The 16,894-nt window shown below is 45.0% G+C and carries 17 protein-coding genes; 1 reads left to right on the top strand and 16 read right to left on the bottom strand.

Translation table 11 applies throughout. The features are described 5' to 3' along the window. Positions 1–75: 75 nt before the first annotated feature. The 13 genes from FOF60_RS12335 to FOF60_RS12275 form a co-directional block, all read right to left on the bottom strand. Positions 76–1,290 (bottom strand): iron-containing alcohol dehydrogenase, encoded by a 1,215-nt coding sequence (locus FOF60_RS12335; RefSeq protein ID WP_192473475.1) that lies wholly within the window; start codon positions 1,288–1,290, stop codon positions 76–78. Between the two features lie 34 nt (positions 1,291–1,324). Next, positions 1,325–2,854, bottom strand: coding sequence for an aldehyde dehydrogenase family protein (locus FOF60_RS12330; protein WP_192473474.1), 1,530 nt, complete (start codon positions 2,852–2,854; stop codon positions 1,325–1,327). Between the two features lie 259 nt (positions 2,855–3,113). Further along, complete coding sequence (locus FOF60_RS12325; RefSeq protein ID WP_192473473.1) at positions 3,114–4,007, bottom strand: R2-like ligand-binding oxidase; 894 nt, start codon at positions 4,005–4,007, stop codon at positions 3,114–3,116. A gap of 24 nt (positions 4,008–4,031) precedes the next feature. After that, positions 4,032–5,549, bottom strand: a complete 1,518-nt coding sequence (locus FOF60_RS12320) for a class I adenylate-forming enzyme family protein (RefSeq protein ID WP_192473472.1) — start codon at positions 5,547–5,549, stop codon at positions 4,032–4,034. Positions 5,550–5,591: 42 nt separating this feature from the next. Beyond that, positions 5,592–6,476, bottom strand: coding sequence for an MBL fold metallo-hydrolase (locus FOF60_RS12315; RefSeq protein WP_192473471.1), 885 nt, complete (start codon positions 6,474–6,476; stop codon positions 5,592–5,594). A 108-nt stretch (positions 6,477–6,584) separates the two neighbouring features. Continuing rightward, positions 6,585–7,583 (bottom strand): phosphotriesterase family protein, encoded by a 999-nt coding sequence (locus FOF60_RS12310; RefSeq protein WP_192473470.1) that lies wholly within the window; start codon positions 7,581–7,583, stop codon positions 6,585–6,587. A 15-nt stretch (positions 7,584–7,598) separates the two neighbouring features. Continuing rightward, on the bottom strand, positions 7,599–8,573 hold the full coding sequence (locus FOF60_RS12305) for a quinone oxidoreductase family protein (RefSeq protein ID WP_192473469.1): 975 nt from the start codon (positions 8,571–8,573) through the stop codon (positions 7,599–7,601). Between the two features lie 11 nt (positions 8,574–8,584). Further along, on the bottom strand, positions 8,585–9,376 hold the full coding sequence (locus tag FOF60_RS12300) for an enoyl-CoA hydratase/isomerase family protein (protein WP_225650441.1): 792 nt from the start codon (positions 9,374–9,376) through the stop codon (positions 8,585–8,587). Between the two features lie 39 nt (positions 9,377–9,415). Beyond that, positions 9,416–10,195 (bottom strand): SDR family NAD(P)-dependent oxidoreductase, encoded by a 780-nt coding sequence (locus FOF60_RS12295; protein ID WP_192473468.1) that lies wholly within the window; start codon positions 10,193–10,195, stop codon positions 9,416–9,418. Positions 10,196–10,231: 36 nt separating this feature from the next. After that, complete coding sequence (locus FOF60_RS12290; RefSeq protein WP_192473467.1) at positions 10,232–10,633, bottom strand: acyl-CoA thioesterase; 402 nt, start codon at positions 10,631–10,633, stop codon at positions 10,232–10,234. Positions 10,634–10,737: 104 nt separating this feature from the next. Further along, on the bottom strand, positions 10,738–11,301 hold the full coding sequence (locus tag FOF60_RS12285) for a TetR/AcrR family transcriptional regulator (protein ID WP_192473466.1): 564 nt from the start codon (positions 11,299–11,301) through the stop codon (positions 10,738–10,740). Positions 11,302–11,380: 79 nt separating this feature from the next. Continuing rightward, the gene (locus FOF60_RS12280; protein ID WP_192473465.1) at positions 11,381–12,994 is read right to left on the bottom strand and encodes a long-chain-fatty-acid--CoA ligase; all 1,614 of its coding nucleotides are present in this window, start codon (positions 12,992–12,994) and stop codon (positions 11,381–11,383) included. 40 nt (positions 12,995–13,034) lie between these two features. After that, the gene (locus FOF60_RS12275) at positions 13,035–13,787 is read right to left on the bottom strand and encodes an SDR family NAD(P)-dependent oxidoreductase (protein ID WP_192473464.1); all 753 of its coding nucleotides are present in this window, start codon (positions 13,785–13,787) and stop codon (positions 13,035–13,037) included. 161 nt (positions 13,788–13,948) lie between these two features. Between FOF60_RS12275 and FOF60_RS12270 the strand changes: the two genes are divergently transcribed. Further along, positions 13,949–14,155, top strand: coding sequence for a hypothetical protein (locus FOF60_RS12270; protein WP_264647685.1), 207 nt, complete (start codon positions 13,949–13,951; stop codon positions 14,153–14,155). Positions 14,156–14,332: 177 nt separating this feature from the next. Here FOF60_RS12270 and FOF60_RS12265 read toward each other — a convergent pair whose 3' ends face one another. From FOF60_RS12265 to FOF60_RS12255, 3 genes are all read right to left on the bottom strand, one after another. Further along, the gene (locus FOF60_RS12265) at positions 14,333–15,112 is read right to left on the bottom strand and encodes a class I SAM-dependent methyltransferase (protein WP_192473463.1); all 780 of its coding nucleotides are present in this window, start codon (positions 15,110–15,112) and stop codon (positions 14,333–14,335) included. 19 nt (positions 15,113–15,131) lie between these two features. Continuing rightward, the gene (locus tag FOF60_RS12260; protein ID WP_192473462.1) at positions 15,132–15,632 is read right to left on the bottom strand and encodes an NUDIX hydrolase; all 501 of its coding nucleotides are present in this window, start codon (positions 15,630–15,632) and stop codon (positions 15,132–15,134) included. A 163-nt stretch (positions 15,633–15,795) separates the two neighbouring features. Continuing rightward, positions 15,796–16,857: a DUF3900 domain-containing protein gene (locus FOF60_RS12255; RefSeq protein ID WP_192473461.1), complete on the bottom strand. Its 1,062-nt coding sequence runs from the start codon at positions 16,855–16,857 to the stop codon at positions 15,796–15,798. Positions 16,858–16,894: the final 37 nt, after the last annotated feature.

The following is a 16,894-nucleotide window of genomic DNA, read 5'->3' as shown; positions in this document are numbered from 1 at the left end:
ACTCCTTTATAGACTAAGCTGTTAGAATATCGCAAAAAGAGGGTGATCCCAGACGGACTCCCCTCTTAAATCCAATTATTTTACACCAATCGGAACGACCTGCTGGCCGACAGCCTGGATCAGTTCTTTTGGCATCGGGAAGGATACGGCTGCAGGGTCCTTGGCAACGGCACCCGCAACCCGCTCCAGGTCTTCCTCGGTTAAATTGTATTCTGTAAAGTCCGATGGCAATCCAGTCTTATGCTGAAGCAGGCGCAACTTTTCAACTACTTTTGCCAGCACGGCTTCATTTTCTTCTTCAGCATCAAAATCAACCCTCAATGCCGAGGCTAGCTCTCTTACCTTTGGAAGATACAAGCTTGGTACATATTCCATTACCACTGGCAGGAAAACAGCATTTGCCAGTCCATGAGGGATTCTGAACAATGCTCCATATGCATGGGCGAAGTTATGGACAGGAATGGCGTTCAAGGCAAAACTGAATGCGGTGATTCCCATCAGACTCGCCTGAAGCATTTCCATTCTGGCATCAAGATTGGTACCCTCTGCTACTGCGATCGGAAGATTTTTTTCAATCAGCCGGATTGCATGCAAAGCATGGGCATCAGTCAGTGCAGTAGCACTCGGAGATGCAAATGCCTCGATAGCATGTGTGAGGGCATCAAAGCCGGTAAAAGCCGTGATTGCCGGCGGCAGACCCACTGTTAAATCAGGATCCAGCACCGCAATGTCCGCACTGAGGAAAGGATTGATGATATTTCCCTTCATTTGGATATCCTCATTGTAGATAACCGCGATCGGCGAGACCTCGGAACCTGTTCCAGCAGTTGTCGGAATGGCAATATGCGGGATCGGGATATGGGTTGCCTTTGGAAATTGCTCGAATAAAAAGCCGCCGGGGATCGCTTCCTTGATGTCTGTTAACCCTCTGTGCATGGCATATTTTACTCCCTTAACTGTGTCAAGCACGCTGCCGCCTCCAACAGCAAGCAATCCGTCAGCACCCACTTCCCTTGCATACCGGAGAGCTTCATTCACCGAAGTGCTTTCAGCATCCTGGGCAATGTCGACGTAAATCCCGGCAAGTTCAGGACCAGAACCTTTGCCGGTCAACTCGAAAATCTGGGCGACTTTTTCTACTACTCCGGCTTTTTCCAGACCCCTGTCGCTAAAAAGAACCACTCTTTTAGACCCTAAGCCCTTGAACAAATCAGGTACCATGGCACGAGAATTTGATCCACTGTAGATTGCTGAACGAAGGGAGAACTGTGATAATGTTGTCGTTTGCATCCTTTTTCACCTCATATAGTTTTTTAATAGCTTTTTATTCAGTTGTATCGGATAAAAGCAGTCCATACCAATGGCGTTTATGGGCTTCCGGTACCATCGAAGTGTGCACATGCTTAACTTGAGTGTAGGCATCTAATGAATGCTTGCCCATTTCGCGGCCGATGCCGCTCTGTTTGTATCCGCCAAATGGCGCATCATTGCGCAGCATATGCCAGTCATTGATCCAGACCACTCCAGCCTGCAGCTTGCGGGCAACCTCATAAGCTTTATTCACATCCCTGGTCCATACGCCGGCAGCTAGACCGTAGATGGAGTCATTCGCCATTTTAATTGCTTCATCAACATCTGTATATCGAATCACAGACAAGACAGGACCGAAGATTTCTTCACGGGCAATTTTCATGTCATTGGTTACATTTGTGAAAATTGTTGGTTCAATGAAATGTCCATTTTCACAGCCAGCAACCTCAGCTTCGTTTCCGCCGCAAACAAGGGTGGCTCCTTCTGCTTTTCCTGCTTCGATATAAGATAAAATCGTTTCTTTTTGCTTTTTGGAAATGATCGGACCGACATCACTTGCAGGGTCAAGTGGATTGCCAAGTTTGATTTTCCCAGCCAGCTTGACAAGGTTTTCAACGATTACATCATGCAAATGATCCGGAACAAACAGCCTCGTTCCTGATTCACAAAGCTGGCCCGAATGAAGGAACACTCCAAATAAGCTTCCTGGCAGTGCGATGCTTAAGTCAGCATCTTCCAAAATGATGTTAGGTGACTTACCGCCAAGCTCCAGAGTCGTGTTCTTCACTGTCCCTGCAGCCAACTGCATTACCTTTCGGCCCACTTCTGTCGATCCTGTAAAAGCAACCTTATCAACTTTTGGGTGACTTGCCAGCTTTTCGCCTACTTCAGCCCCAGGGCCAGTCACGACGTTAATGACTCCAGGAGGGACGACCTGTGAAATGATTTCAGCCAGCTTCAAAGTCGATAAAGGAGTGTAGCTTGCCGGCTTGACGACAACCGTATTTCCCATCGCCAAAGCTGGAGCGATTTTCCATGTCGCGATCACCATTGGCAGGTTCCAAGGAGTAATCGCTGCGCAAACTCCGATTGGTTCGCGCCAGATGAAATTATGTGCCGGTCCCGGGAATGGCGGACTTGGCAGCGTTTCCGAGAATTCATATTCTTCAACGAACTTGGCCAATGTCTGGAACAAATCGACCATCTGCAGAATATCGTTACCGCCAATTCTTCTCACTGTGCCGCCGGAACTGACCGCCTCAAGATAGGCCAATTGTTCTGCATGGGCAGCTATTTGATAGGAAATTGCATAAAGCACCTTTGATCGGTCCTTTGGCTTCATATCCTTCCAATCGGTATCATCGAATGCCCTGCGCGCTGCATCAACTGCCCTGTCTACATCTTTTGAATTGCCTTTGGCCACACGTGCCACCAGTTCTCCAGTCGCCGGATTAAAGACATCAAATGTTTCCTGGCTGCTCGCTGCCTCCCATTTTCCATTAATGAATAGCGGGAACGTTTTTACATCGACTTTAACTGTCATTTTGCGTCCTCCTAAGGTTATAAAAAATTATTGGTTTAACCCCTTACTGGTAAGTGTTTTGAAATACTTGCACTTTTCTGAGCCTGAGTGCCTGAAATTTTAGCTATATTCACCTTTATATTCGGAGCCAAATCATTAATTCGACCACTTTTCCGACTTATTCGACCACTTTTCTAATTAATTCGACCACATATTCGATTTATTCGACCACATTTTTACTTATTTCGACCAACTCGCTGGTTACCGCCTTGATTAGTCCTTACAGAACTCCCATCTCGGTCTCTGTGACTCTATAAATCTCTTCAATACGCTTGCCTCTTGCACGGGACAGGATTTCCATCCGGACTGAAAGCTGTTTCATGGTAAAATTCATTGTATCTTCGATCTGATTTCCGAAAGTACTTATATCCTTCCCCTTGAATCCCTCCTGGTTCAAACGGATGGCAAGCGGGGTCAGTTCCTGCATTTTTCCTTCAACGAACTCGTATAAATGTGGATGCTCACAAATCAGTCTTTGCAGCAGGAAGGTCCCATAGCCAATATGCCTTGATTCATCTTTTTTCAAATTGCCGATCCCCTTGAGCAACCCTGGCATTAAACCGAGTGTTTCAAGGTTTTGATAGAATGAGTAGTAGCCTGTTTCAGCCAGGACTCCCTCAACAAACATATTGTAGACAGTAGAAGCCTCAGCGATAGCTTCAGGTGATTGGTCAGTCAGCAGACGGTCCATCGCAGTCGGCAGGATTTCATAAAAAATCGTTTTATACGTCTCAGTATGGTGTCCTGATAGGTCACCTGTTTCACCGAGCGCATTCAGGACAAGCCGGAAGAACTCGGTATGCTTGGCTTCTTCAAACAAGAAGGTGGTTAAAAACATCTCCTCCTCGAGCCTGCCTTCCTTGGCGATGGCCATGATCAGCGGCAGCAAATCGAGGGTAACGGCTTCCTCACCAGCCTGGAACTGTGAAATCAGGCGCAGAATGTCATTTTGCTGTTCGGCGTCCAACTGCTTCCAGTCTTGTTGGTCCTGGGTAAAATCAATGTCAGCAGGGTTCCAGATGCCGAATTTCTTCGCTTTTTGATAGAGACGGAATGGGAATGAATCCGTCTGCAACCCCCGCTTGCTGGTTGTTAATATTGTTCTTTGCTCCACTTGCACTCCTCCCCAGTAAATGGCTTATTTTGTGATGATCGTAGCAGCTGTTTCTCTTAGACGGGTCTTGAGGATTTTGCCGACTCCGTTCCGTGGCAATGCTTCCATAAAAACAATCTTCTTTGGTGTTTTGTTTTTGGCAAGATTGTCCTGACAGTAATGAATCAGTTCATCCTCTGTTGGTGACGCGCCCGCTTTTCTCACGACACATGCGACGATTTCCTCACCCATCGCTTCATCAGGTACTCCAATGACAGCTGCCTCTGAGACAGACTCATGGGCGTTCAGCAGCTCTTCAATATCACGGGGGTATATATTAAATCCACCCCTGATCACCAAATCCTTTTTCCTGTCGACAATATAGAGATAGCCTTCGTTATCAACCCTGGCCATATCACCGGTGAAAAGCCAGCCTTCCTTGATTACCTTGTTTGTTTCTTCTCTGTTCTGATAATAGCCAGGAGTAACATTATCACCAGAAACGATCAGTTCGCCAACTTCTCCTGTGGGGACTTCCCTGCCCAGATGATCAACGATTTTTATGTTGACCCCTGGAAGCGGGATTCCGACTGAACCTGGCTTTATTTCAATTTTTTTATTATGCGCTGTCACGATTGGGGCTGCTTCTGATAAGCCATACCCCTCAAAAACTTTTGCCCCAAACTTTTGGCGGAATCCATTTAACAGGGCAATTGGCAGCGGTGCCGACCCTGAGCCAATCCACTCAAGGGAGGATGTATCATATTGGTCCGCTTTTGGGCTGCCAACCATAGCATGGATCATCGCAGGTACTGCGGAGAAAGCTTTTACCTTATAGGTCTCAATAGCTTTGAAAATTTCTTCTGGGTCAAAACGGGCGAAAACAACAACTGAACTTCCCGTTATATAGCATGTATTTGATATGGTAAGCCCGTAGACATGCGCTAACGGGAGGACGCCAATCGTAACGCCTCTTTCGGTTTCATTATGGGCTGCGGAGTTGACTGCATTGGTGTAGAGATTTTTGTGGGTCAAAAGAACACCTTTTGGGTTTCCAGTTGTTCCTGAGGTGTATAAAATCACGGCGGTTTCGTTTTCATCAGAATCATCCTCGGTGCCAGCTGACTCCGAAGACATGAGATCATAGAGGTTTAACAAATCATCACTGCCAGGAAGATCAGTAACGACCAGGATTGGTTTGACTTCCAGGCCTTCTATCGCCTTTTTCATATTTTCTGCTGTATAGGAAGAGGCAATGACAACTTTGGCTTCACAATTTTTGATGATGTACTGAATTTCTTTTGGATGCAGGGTGAACATGATTGGAACAATGACGGCACCGCTCCTGGTGATGCCTTGATAGGAAAATATCACTTCAGGGTTATTCGGCATACAGACGACAATCCGGTCGCCTTTTCCCACTCCGAGCTTATGGAGACCATTCGCAATCCGGTCAGCATACTGCCTCGTTTCAATGTTTGTATATTGCTGGTCTTTATAATAGATAAACGGATATTCCCCGTATTTACTGATGTTATTTTCAAGCAGCTCTTTCAGCTTCATTTAATCCTCCCCTGTTAAAAGTTTAAGAAGCTTTGGCAACTATCAGATCAGCTTATAAACAATTGAATCTCGTTCCTCCTTCATCACCTCATTTCGGACTTCCATCAAATCAAGATGGCCCTGTATTTGGGAGAGGCCAAGAAAAACAATCCCACCCTTCAAGTGCGGGTAGACTTCCTGGCAAATCTCAAAAACATTTTTATAACCCTCTTTTAACACCTGATGTATTTGCTGGCAGCGTGCATCCTGCTGAGCCAATCTCTTATCAATGAGCTCAATGTGCTGTGTGAAGGGCAATCCATGTCCTGAATAACATCTTCCAAGGTTTCTCCCCTTTGATCGTATCAGGGAATCCCTGTATTGAATCAAGGGAGACGGACGATGCTTACTCCCTGGTACCGGAGGCTCGATGAAGGCGTTAACGGCGAGCTCAGGAATGATATGGTCACCGACAAATGTAATGCCCTGCTCCTCATCAATCAGAAGGATATCCGTCTGGCTATGGCCGGGAACATGCAATACATTGTAGGGGGTTCCCCCTATGTATACTTCATCGCCGTCATTGACATAATGGACATTCTGCCAGATTTCTTCTTTGTATTTCCGTGCATGCTGATGAACGGCAGGGTCAGCACCACATTCCTGTAAAAAGTCACTAAAAAACTGATTGATTCTATTAAACTCTGCTTCTCCTCCAGTGATCACTGGCCGTGCAAGCTCATGTACATATACGGGAAGGCTCGCTTCCTGCTGGATTAGGCTGACGCCTCCACAATGGTCCGTATGCATATGGGTAACAATAATATGGTCAAAGTCTTTAAAACTGAGATTATGCTCCTGTAATTTTGATTTTAGCTGGTAAAAAGATTTCTCTCCTGGATTGCCTGTATCTATAAGTGTTGCTGTTTCACCAAGAACGGCATACACTACCACGATCCCTTCAGAAAAAGGCGAATCCAGCGTAAGAGGTATGATTTTTTGGATAGGTCGTCGCCCCTTTCTATTAGAATCTTGAATCAGCCCTGAGAACTGTTCCTAGGAAACTACCTTTGCAGGAGCCCCCGTGAAAAGTCCAACAGCATTTCCCCCAAGCATCTTATCTATTTGCGTTTCTGACACACCATTATCCCTAAGCTGTGGAAGGATATTGGTGAAAATATGTCCCGGCTGCCAGTTTTCCATGATCTTCGCTGCCTGCTCTGGCATAACAGGCGGACGTCCTAGCCAGATATTCACTGTGTCATGTGCCAGTAGAATTTGATCTTCATACCCATCATTAAGTAAAGCCAATAAAGTCTGTAGCCTTTCCTGGTCAAAAGGAGCTCCTACCATCCCCTGGATGCCGAAACGGTCCATGCCAATCCGGACACCCTGGTCCAGAACCTGTTTATGATATTCGGGGTCGGTATTTCCACACATATGGCCGATGATGATTTTTCCAGGATCTGCTCCGTGTTCAATCAGTAACCTTACCTGTTCAGGACCCATCGTTCCTTCCTGGGTGTGGGTGAGGATGACTGCCCCTGTTTCCTGCTGTACTCGGGCGCCCGCACGGAAAAACATCTTTTCATACTCTGTGATTTCTCCTTTGCTCGAGGCCAGCTTGATCACTCCAGGCTTTATGCCGGAACCTGAGATGCCTTCAGTGAGCTCTTTTTTGAACATTTGATAGATTTCTTCCTCCGCGGTGCCCAATGCCTGCCTGAACTTAAAATAAGGGGTTGCTCCTTCCCCTTCGTAATAATAGCCAGTGGCACAAATAATCTGGAGACCGGTAGCTTCCGAGACTTTCTTTAAAAACTCTGGATTCCTTCCACATTCATTTGGGGTCGGATCCACGACTGTCTTTACCCCAAAGCTCTGCATATTCCTGGCAGTGTTGATTGCCTCTTCGAGAGCTGATTCTTCCTTAAATCCACCCAATGTCACATCACCCTGGAAGCCAGGATATCCAAAGATAAAGTGCTCATGAATCAGCGTCTTCCCCAATTGCTCCGCTTTAATAGGACCAGTTACCGTATTAATACTTGCCATTCAGCACACCCCTTATCAAGGTTTTAAAATCAGCTTTCCCTTCGTCTGACGTGATTGTAAAAGGCGATGGACTTCTGCTGCCTGCTCAAGCGAATAAACGCCTCCAATTGTCAGTTTTAATTGGCCATTAGATAAATATCCAAGCATTTCAGCCATTCTTGATTGAATCAGCGCTGGCTTTCTCATAATTTGCGGCAGGAAAAACCCGATGACTGATTGATTTCTGGCCATTAAGGATGATGGATAAAAGCGGCTCTGCTCACCGCTGGCAACTCCGTAGATAACTAGCCGTCCAAACGTGGCAAGGCATTTCAGCGTTTTATTAAAAATATCCCCTCCTGCCATTTCCAGGGCGACATCAACACCTTTACCGCCGGTTGCTTCCAAAACCTTTTCTTCCCATCCCTGTTCAGTGTAATTGATAAGCACATCAGCACCCATTTCAGCGGCTAAAGCGAGTTTATCATCAGTGCTAGCGGTTGCTATAACTTTGCTTGCGCCTGATAGCTTAGCTAATTGGACAGCCAAAGTGCCTACTCCTCCAGCTGCTGCATGGACTAGCACTGTTTCACCTTTTTCAAGGCGTCCCATTGTTTTCAGGATGTGATAAGCACTCAGTCCTTGAAGCGGGAGAGCGACTGCCTGTTCAAATTCCATATGGTCCTGCAAAGGAATCAGCCCGCGGCTGTCAGCAAGGGCAAATTCTGCATAACCTCCTGATTCGATCAAGGTAACGATGCGGTCACCTTTTTGGACATTTGTTACTGATTCTCCTGTTTCAACTACTACTCCCGCAATCTCTGCTCCAGGTATAAACGGCAGTTTTGTAGGAACGACATACTGTCCTTCTCTTCTTGCTGTGTCCGCATAATTGACTCCGATCGCATGTATTTCAATTAATACCTGATGATCTGCAGGAACTGGTCTTTCCATTTCTACTAATTGGAGAACCTCAGGTCCGCCATATTCTTTCAGTTGGATTGCTTTCATGGTATTCCTCCTTAGTTGCCTGTAAAGTTTGGCTTTCTTTTTTCTTTGAATGCTGCAATGCCTTCTTGATGATCCTCAGTGGAAACCATCATTGTCTGTGTGATTCGTTCCTGCTCAAGAATTTCTTCAAGAGTTGCTGTCATGGAATGGTCAACCAGCTTCTTGATCATCCCATAAGTTCGGGTCGGACCATTTGCCAGTTGAGAGGCAAGCTTCAGTGTTTCTTCCTTTAAAATTGCAGCAGGTACGAGATTGTTTATGACTCCAAGCTGGTATAAACGCTCAGCCGGAATTGGTTCTGCAGTGAACAAGAATTGTTTTGCCAGATGCGGGCCAACTAGTCTTGGGACAAAATAGGAACCCCCGCCGTCAGAGACGAGGCCAACCTGCGAGAAGCTCAGCGCAAATTTACTGTCATCGGCAGCGACAATTAAGTCACAAGCAAGGGCAAGGTTGAATCCTGCACCTGCAGCAAAACCATGGACTGCTGCAATGATTGGCTTCTCTGTAGCTTTCATGGCAAGAATACACTCGTTCAGCCTGCCGATATGGTCGTATACGCCCGTTGCGTTTGCCTGGCCCATTGTTTTTACATCGCCTCCAGCACTGAACGAGCGGCCGGCACCGGACAAAACGATTACCTTAACCTCTGGGTTGTTCTGTGCCTCTCTTAATGCCTCCGTCAGTGTAAGAATCATTTCCGGGCTGAAGGCATTCAAGCTTTCTGGTCTGTTTAAGGTCATGGAAAGTACTGACCCATTTTTGTTGATGATTAAATGGTCACTCGTCTTAACATTCGTCAAAGCATTCACCCTTTCTCAGATTTTAATAGAATCATAAACTTATTTAATCAACCAGCCGCCATCAACGAGAATGTCAGAACCCGTCATATAAGAAGCTTCACTTGATGCTACAAAAGCAATCACATTCGCAATTTCATCGGGATGTCCAGCTCGCCTTAGAGCAGTATTTCTTCTGATTGCTTTAACAAATTGTTCATTCTTCATCCCCTGCTCAGTCAGGGGAGTTTCCACGAAACCAGGTGATACGGAATTGACCCTGATCCCGTAAGGAGACATTTCCAATGCCATTGCTTTTGTAAAATTGATGACGCCAGCTTTTGCCGCACTATAATGTGGGATGTGCGCACCTGCCTGGTGTCCCGATAAACTGGCTACATTGACAATCGAACGGTTTTGAGAAGCATCTCCCTCCTTTTCTGAACTTTTTGCCATGAGTTTCCCAAGCACTTTCGAGACCAGGAAAACACTTTTTAAATTCGTATTTTGTACAAAGTCCCAATCACTGGCTGAGGTGTCCATAATTTTTGAGTGAACTGAACCTCCTGCATTATTGACAAGGATATGCAGGTCGCCAAATTGCTCCTCAATGTGTTGAGCTAACTCTCTTACATCTTCTTCATCTGTTACATCAGCAGGAAAGATTTCTGCCTTAGGAAGCTCATGCGATTCATTTATTTCTTTTGCTGCCATCTCAAGCTTAGATTTCGTCCGTCCAACCAATATTACTTTTGCCCCTTCGCTGGCAAACCGAGCGGCTGTCGCTTTCCCAATTCCACTCCCAGCTCCAGTAACAAGAACCACTGTTTCTTCGAATCTCACTTCAGCACCTCCTGTGAATACGGAATATTCAGTCATTTAGGCGGGCAACAAATAGCTTTTCAGCCCTTCTTTTAGTAATTCGGGCAAAACCTCACTCTGTTGATTTGTAAAATCATAATACACAATGATTGCATTGCCCTTGGCAATCAATTGCTGTGTCTGCGAGCAAACAATGTCATGTTCTAGCTGGAAGCTTTTTGAACCAATTCCTGATACATATGTTTTTACCGTCAACAGCTGGTCAAAATACCCTTGGCTGACGAAATCGCATTTTGTAGAGGCTAAAATGAATTTCCAGTCGTTCAACTCCATGCTGTAGCCCAATTTTTCAAAAAAGCGCATCCTTGCCTCCTCCAGATAGACAAAATAACTGGTGTTGTTAATATGTCCTAGCGCGTCCGTCTCGCCAAATCGTGCCTGTACCTGGATCTCCTGCATTTGTCTCCCCACTTTCTAATTCTAATTCCCCCGTACTAACCGGTTGGTATGTAGCATACAAAGAAAGAGGCTTGGCTTTCATAAGCCTCTCCCTACATACTTCTTCAATTGACTTCGATTCCCTTCAGGATCATTTCGACAAAAATCTCTGCCACTTCCCGGTCAGAAACCTTTCCCATTGGATTGAACCACTGGTAGCTCCAGTTTGCGGCACCAAGTATGCCAAATGTTACGATGATGGGATTCAAATCTTTGCGGAACTCGCCACTGTCAATTCCTTCGCGAATCAGCCGTTCCACGTTCAATCTGAATTGATCCCGCTTTGCGACAATCTGTGCCAGCCTGTCATCGCTTAAGTGACGCATTTCCCTGAAAAAGATTTTTGCGGATGCCCCTTTGGACTTAATGCTGCTGATCAGCATATAAACAATGTCAAATAATTTTTGCTTGCTTGTTGACTGCTCTGAGAGAATTTCTTCCTGACGGCCCAGTAACTCGTCAATATATCTGAGATGGATATCCATCAGTAATTCTTCTTTACTGGAAAAGTAATAATAAAACGAACCTTTAGTCACCCCTAGTGAGTCGACAATATCCTGGATCGAAGTCTCACTGAAACCTTTTTTCTCAAATAATTTAATGCTGTGTGCGGTAATTTTCTCTTTCACTTTGCTGTCCTCGCAATCCTACTAGTCTGCACAGAAATTATACCATATTTTACCCCCTGTCCCATTAAGGAGATAGTATTTATTTACTCCTTACTTCTTCCCTTAGTGCTCTGCGCAAAATCTTGCCCACACTTGTCTTCGGCAGCTGTTCACGGAATTCGACGACGTTAGGTACCTTGTATGCCGCCATATTCTGTCGGCAAAACTCCTTGATCTGTGCTTCATTGGCTTCCTTTCCTGCTTTTAAGACAATCACTGCTTTGACTGCTTCACCCCGGTATTCATCCGGTATGCCGATAACAACAGCCTCCTGGACAGACGGATGCTCATACAAAACTTCCTCAATATCACGTGGATAAATATTATAACCGCTCGCGATAATCATGTCTTTTTTCCGGTCAACAATATATAAATATCCGTCTTCATCCACCTTTGCAATATCTCCAGTGTAAAGCCATCCATCCCTCAATGTGTTTGCTGTCTCCTCTGGCATATTCCAATAACCCTTCATAACCTGAGGGCCTTTGATGATTACCTCACCCAGCTCTCCAGCAGGAACTTCTTCTGTTCCTGCTGCCAGGTCGACAATTCTGTATTCTGTTGATGGCATGCCGATGCCGACACTTCCTGGCTTTCTTTCGGCAAAGCTTGGATTGCAATGTGTAGTTGGCGATGCTTCAGAAAGGCCATAGCCTTCCAGGATCTTTGAACCTGTTTTTCTCTCGAATTCTTTTAGCAGCTCTACAGGCATTGGCGCGCTACCGCTGTTGCAAATTTCGATGCTGCCGATTCCATACTCCTCCGCTTTCGGATGGTTCGTAATGGCGACATACATCGTCGGTACCCCAGGGAACATTGTTGGCTGCTCATTTTTTATCGTATTCAAGACTTCTTCCAGGTCAAAGCGAGGCAATAAAATGATCTCTGCGCCTGTATATATTGATAGGTTCATACAGGCTGTCATCCCAAATACATGGAACAGGGGGATGACCGTCAACGAACGCTCAACACCAGGTTTGATATCATTCTTGAAAAATTCATGGGATTGCAGTACATTGGCCAGAAGGTTTCGATGAGTCAACATCGCACCTTTGGATCTTCCTGTAGTGCCGCCCGTATATTGGAGCACAGCAACATCCTCTGCAGGATCAACATCCACCAAGGATGTCCTGCCGCTGCTTTCTGCTAAAAACGCTTCAAATTTAGTATCTGGTGCAAAAGTATGCTCAGAAGGCTGCAGGCTGACAACTACGATATTTCTAAGTTTAGTAGAAGCCTGAACACTTTTAACCTTGGCATAGAGTGCATCAAACACCACTATTGTTTCCGCTCCTGAGTCATTTAGGATATATTCAAGCTCACGTTCAACGGACATTGGGTTAACCTGGGTAACAATCGCACCTGCAGTCAATATGCCAAAATAGGAAATGACATATTGAGGGCAGTTCGGCAGCATGATGGCAACCCGGTCTCCAGTCTCCACTCCTCTGTTTTGCAGTGCTGAAGCGAAATGTGTGACATTCTGGGATAATTGTTCATAGGTGACTTTTCTGCCATAAAAGGATAGAGCATTATTATGAGGATACTTCTCTGCTGATTCTCGCAGCATTTGCGGCAAAGATTTTTCAGGAATTGTGATAGTGGATGCAATGGAGTCAGGATACTTGGAAAGCCAGACATTGTTCTCGCTCATTTGATTTCCCCCATTCATAATTTAACGTAATTGTATATGGCTAAAATGTCAGTCCACCGCCGTCGACTGACAATGTCGCACCAGTAATAAAAGAAGCTTCTTCAGAGGCAAGAAACAGGACCGCATTTGCGACTTCCTCTGGAGTCCCAATTCTTCCTAAGGCATTAGCCCTTGAAATGATTGGCCATTTGCGTTCATCATTTTTCCATCCATCTATAATTTGTGTATCGATGACACCCGGGGCTATTGCATTTACTCGGATATTGTCCCTGCCGTATTCCAACGCAGCATTTTTGGTCAGCAAGATAACGCCAGCCTTGGATGCGTTATAAGCGGCAAGATATTTTTGCCCCTTTATGCCAAGCAGGCTTGAGGTATTGATAATTGCTCCTCCACCAGCCTTTTTCAATTCAGGAACAGCATGCTTGATGCCGAGGAAAACACCTTTAAGATTAATATCTATAACTCTGTCCCAATCGTCTTCATCGAGATCAACACTTTTAACATCCGGATTGCCGATGCCTGCGTTATTAAAAAGAATATTCAGCTTCCCGTATGCCTCAACAGTTGCTGAAACGAGTTCTTTCACCTGTTTGGAATCGCTTACATTTGTTTCGAAAAAAAGGGCCTTGCCCCCTTGTTGTTCAATAAGCTGGGCTGTTTCTCTTCCGCCTTCACCATTCACATCAGCGATTACCAGCTTCGCTCCTTCAGCGGCAAAGCGAAGTGCGGCTGCACGGCCTATACCACTGGCACCGCCAGTAATGATCGCTGTCTTGTCTGCTAATCTCATTTTATTCCCCCTAATGCTTTCTACTAACCGGTCGGTATGTATTATTAACTTTATTATAACGTTTATATTGAAATATTCAACTATTAGTCTAAATATTCTAAAAATAATCAGAAAAGCGTAAGCGCCTTGGTCAGCCCCGACAAGCGCTGGAGGGCCGACCAGTGAAGTCGCTCTTTGACTTCATTGGGCGGGCCGAAAACGAAATGTGTAGCCGACTGCCCAGAAACACAGAAACTGAAGACTCCGACAAAGAAGCGCTTTTTGCTTCTGCCGACGGAGTTGAAGTTTCGGAGTTTCTAGGAGGCAAAACTAGACAATTCGAAAAGCGGAGGCGACTGCCCAAGTCCGACAAGCTTTGGAGGGCCTGACAGTGAAGTCGCTCTTTGAATTCATTGGCAGGACCGAAACGTCTCGAGGAGTTAGGAGCCGCAGCTAGACAAGCGACTCGTGGGTCTAGGCGCTGAAGCCAGACACTAATTTGCGAGGAGTATGTTCATACCCTATAAAGTAGAAAAAGCCCTAAGGATATTTAGGGCTTAAGCAATTTATAGCATTATTTTAACTGCTTTTGTTGCGACAAAACATTTAATATATTCATCCAGTGGCCTTCTGCCGCCAAAATCGTCTTCATACAATCCAGCGATGACGAGGCCGGCATCCACCTGACCTTGTATCTGGTCTTCTAGTGTATGAAAAAATTCAATTGTATTCCCTGATTGAATATGTTTTTCTTTCTCATGATCCGTCAGGTTATCCATTGAAGAGCCGGGGACTTTGTTCTTAACCACCAGGTTCCCTTTCAAGTCCTCTTCATCATCGAAAATAAATAACAGAGGATTTGTAAAGCCGGATATAAGTGTTCCTTTATCTTTCAATACTCTCGACGCTTCCTTCCAGACGTGTGAGATGTCTTCGACGAATAGATTGGCCACTGGATGGATGATCATGTCAAATTCTTCATCACTAAACGCTGAAAGATCAGTCATACTGCATTGGAGTGTACTTAATTGAAGTCCATCTCTTTTGGCAACAAACTCATCCTGCTCCAGCTGTTTTTTTGAGATATCTACAACTGTTACATCAGCTCCAGCTGCCGCCAGGACGGGCCCCTGCTGTCCACCTCCAGAAGCAAGACATAGAACTTTCAATCCTGTCAGTGATTGTGGAAACCAGCTTCTTGGAACCGGCTTTCCAGTTGTTACCGTGATTTCCCACTCACCCGCTTTGCTTTTTTCAATTACTTCTCTTGAAACCGCCTTAGTATAAACTGCTTCACTTTCAACCTTCTTGTCCCATGCAAGACTATTTTGCTTAACTGCATCCATCTCTTTCACCCTAACTATCTTAATCTATTATTTTTTTATCAGCAGCATATCTTAAAATATGTTCATATAGTTCGTGCCAATCATGATAATACTCGCGGACCTGGTCTTGATTGACAAAGATTCTTTCAGAGGATTCATATCCTGCATCGAAATCATGTATTTCGTTAATGTCCATCCGGTAAAACACCTGGAATCCGATTTTGGGGTATGGACTGTTGTTATTCCATTGCGGGTTCTCCGTATGATCGACAATGATTGAACCTAAAAGCCTGCAATCACCAGAAACATAGGCCTCTTCCATAGTTTCTCTCATGAAACATTCCTCAACAGATTCACCTGCCTCAATATGACCGCCAGTTATATCCCACCCGCGATGATTCAAGTTTACCAGGAGCACCTTATCACCGTGGAAACAAAAACCATGGACACTGCTGATCAACTCCCTCGGTGGAAGCTGGTCATCCTTCTGCCAGGTTAATTTAACTTTTGCATTGTCCCAGTTTACATATGTAGTTATCAATCCAAAGCCCCCTCGCTGCTAATCAACCATCTCCTTCCAATTGTAACCATAATTTGAATAGTGTGACAAGAGTAAAAAAAGCATTGGCAGTTGCGCCAATGCTTGTATGTGTTATTAAAGGAATTAATCCAGCTCACATTATCAGTCTGTAAATTTTTAGTTGTCAGCTCTTTTGCCTGATTCTTTCTACTACTGTACCAATTTCATCAGGTTTTGCAAATTCGACTGGAGAAAAGCCTTTTTCAAATGTAATGGTATCTGCTTCAATCATAATGACATACTTTCCATTAACCTTTGACAGATGGATGCTGTCACCGTAATCAGCCAGCAACCCTTTTACTGATATGTGGTCGAGCTTCATTTTCAGTTCCAGTTCAGGTGTATGCTCGATGAGCTGTGCAGCCGCTTCAATGACCTGCTCTGGCTCGAATCGCTCCTGGAGTTCGCGCTTGTCACTGGCTGCCCAGATTTCCATGGCGTTCTCAAGCTGTTCCCGCTCTTCACTTTCCGGCTCAAAGGTTTCCTCCATATGCCCGCGGACCATCTCAATAACTTGAGTCTTAACGATTTCTGGCATCGACTGGCCATACTCTACATATTTCAGGAAGTCTTCAAAATAACGTGCATGGGAAGACTGGTTGATTTTCAGTTCATTATCCTGAATCATTCCCTCTTCTGGCATATAGGGATACTGTATTGATTTCATGTTTTTAGTCGTTATCGCCATTTCCACCTGCCGGATCAATGTGGACTCGTCAGAAATGGAAGCTACTTTTGGTTCAAAATCACATTTAAGGATGAACACAAATGCATCATCAAAAAACTTGCGAAGCTTGGCTCTCGCTACAATAAAAGCCCCGCCTCTTACTGCGCTTGTATCTACATAAGCGATTGCGAATTTTTCACTTTCTTGCTGGAAGTCTTCCTTTGACTCCGCAAAACGAACGCGATGGAATAGGTTGTAGTTTGGGTTGGATGTTAAATCATGGCCCTCCTCAACGATGAAGTAGCCGAGCTTAGTAGGAACTTCATCTGTTTTTGGATGGCGTTCGACCTTACGCTTGACGATTTTGGCAAACTCGCCATCTAGAAACTCCTTCAGATGACTGGATTCATATTCTTCCTCGTTCAATGTCTGAAAATGTTTATATCTTTTATCTGCCTGATCGCCTTTTCCTTCTACCTGTACAACGTAAAATGATAAATATTGAACTTCAAAATCCATGGTAAAACTCCCTGCTGACTTATTTAATGATTACTTT

Origin of the sequence: Mesobacillus jeotgali, assembly GCF_014856545.2 — a bacterium.
In the GTDB taxonomy this organism is placed as follows: Bacteria; Bacillota; Bacilli; order Bacillales; family Cytobacillaceae; genus Mesobacillus.
The sequence above is the reverse complement of the archived record's forward strand: the minus strand, read 5'-3'. Positions and strand labels throughout refer to the sequence as shown.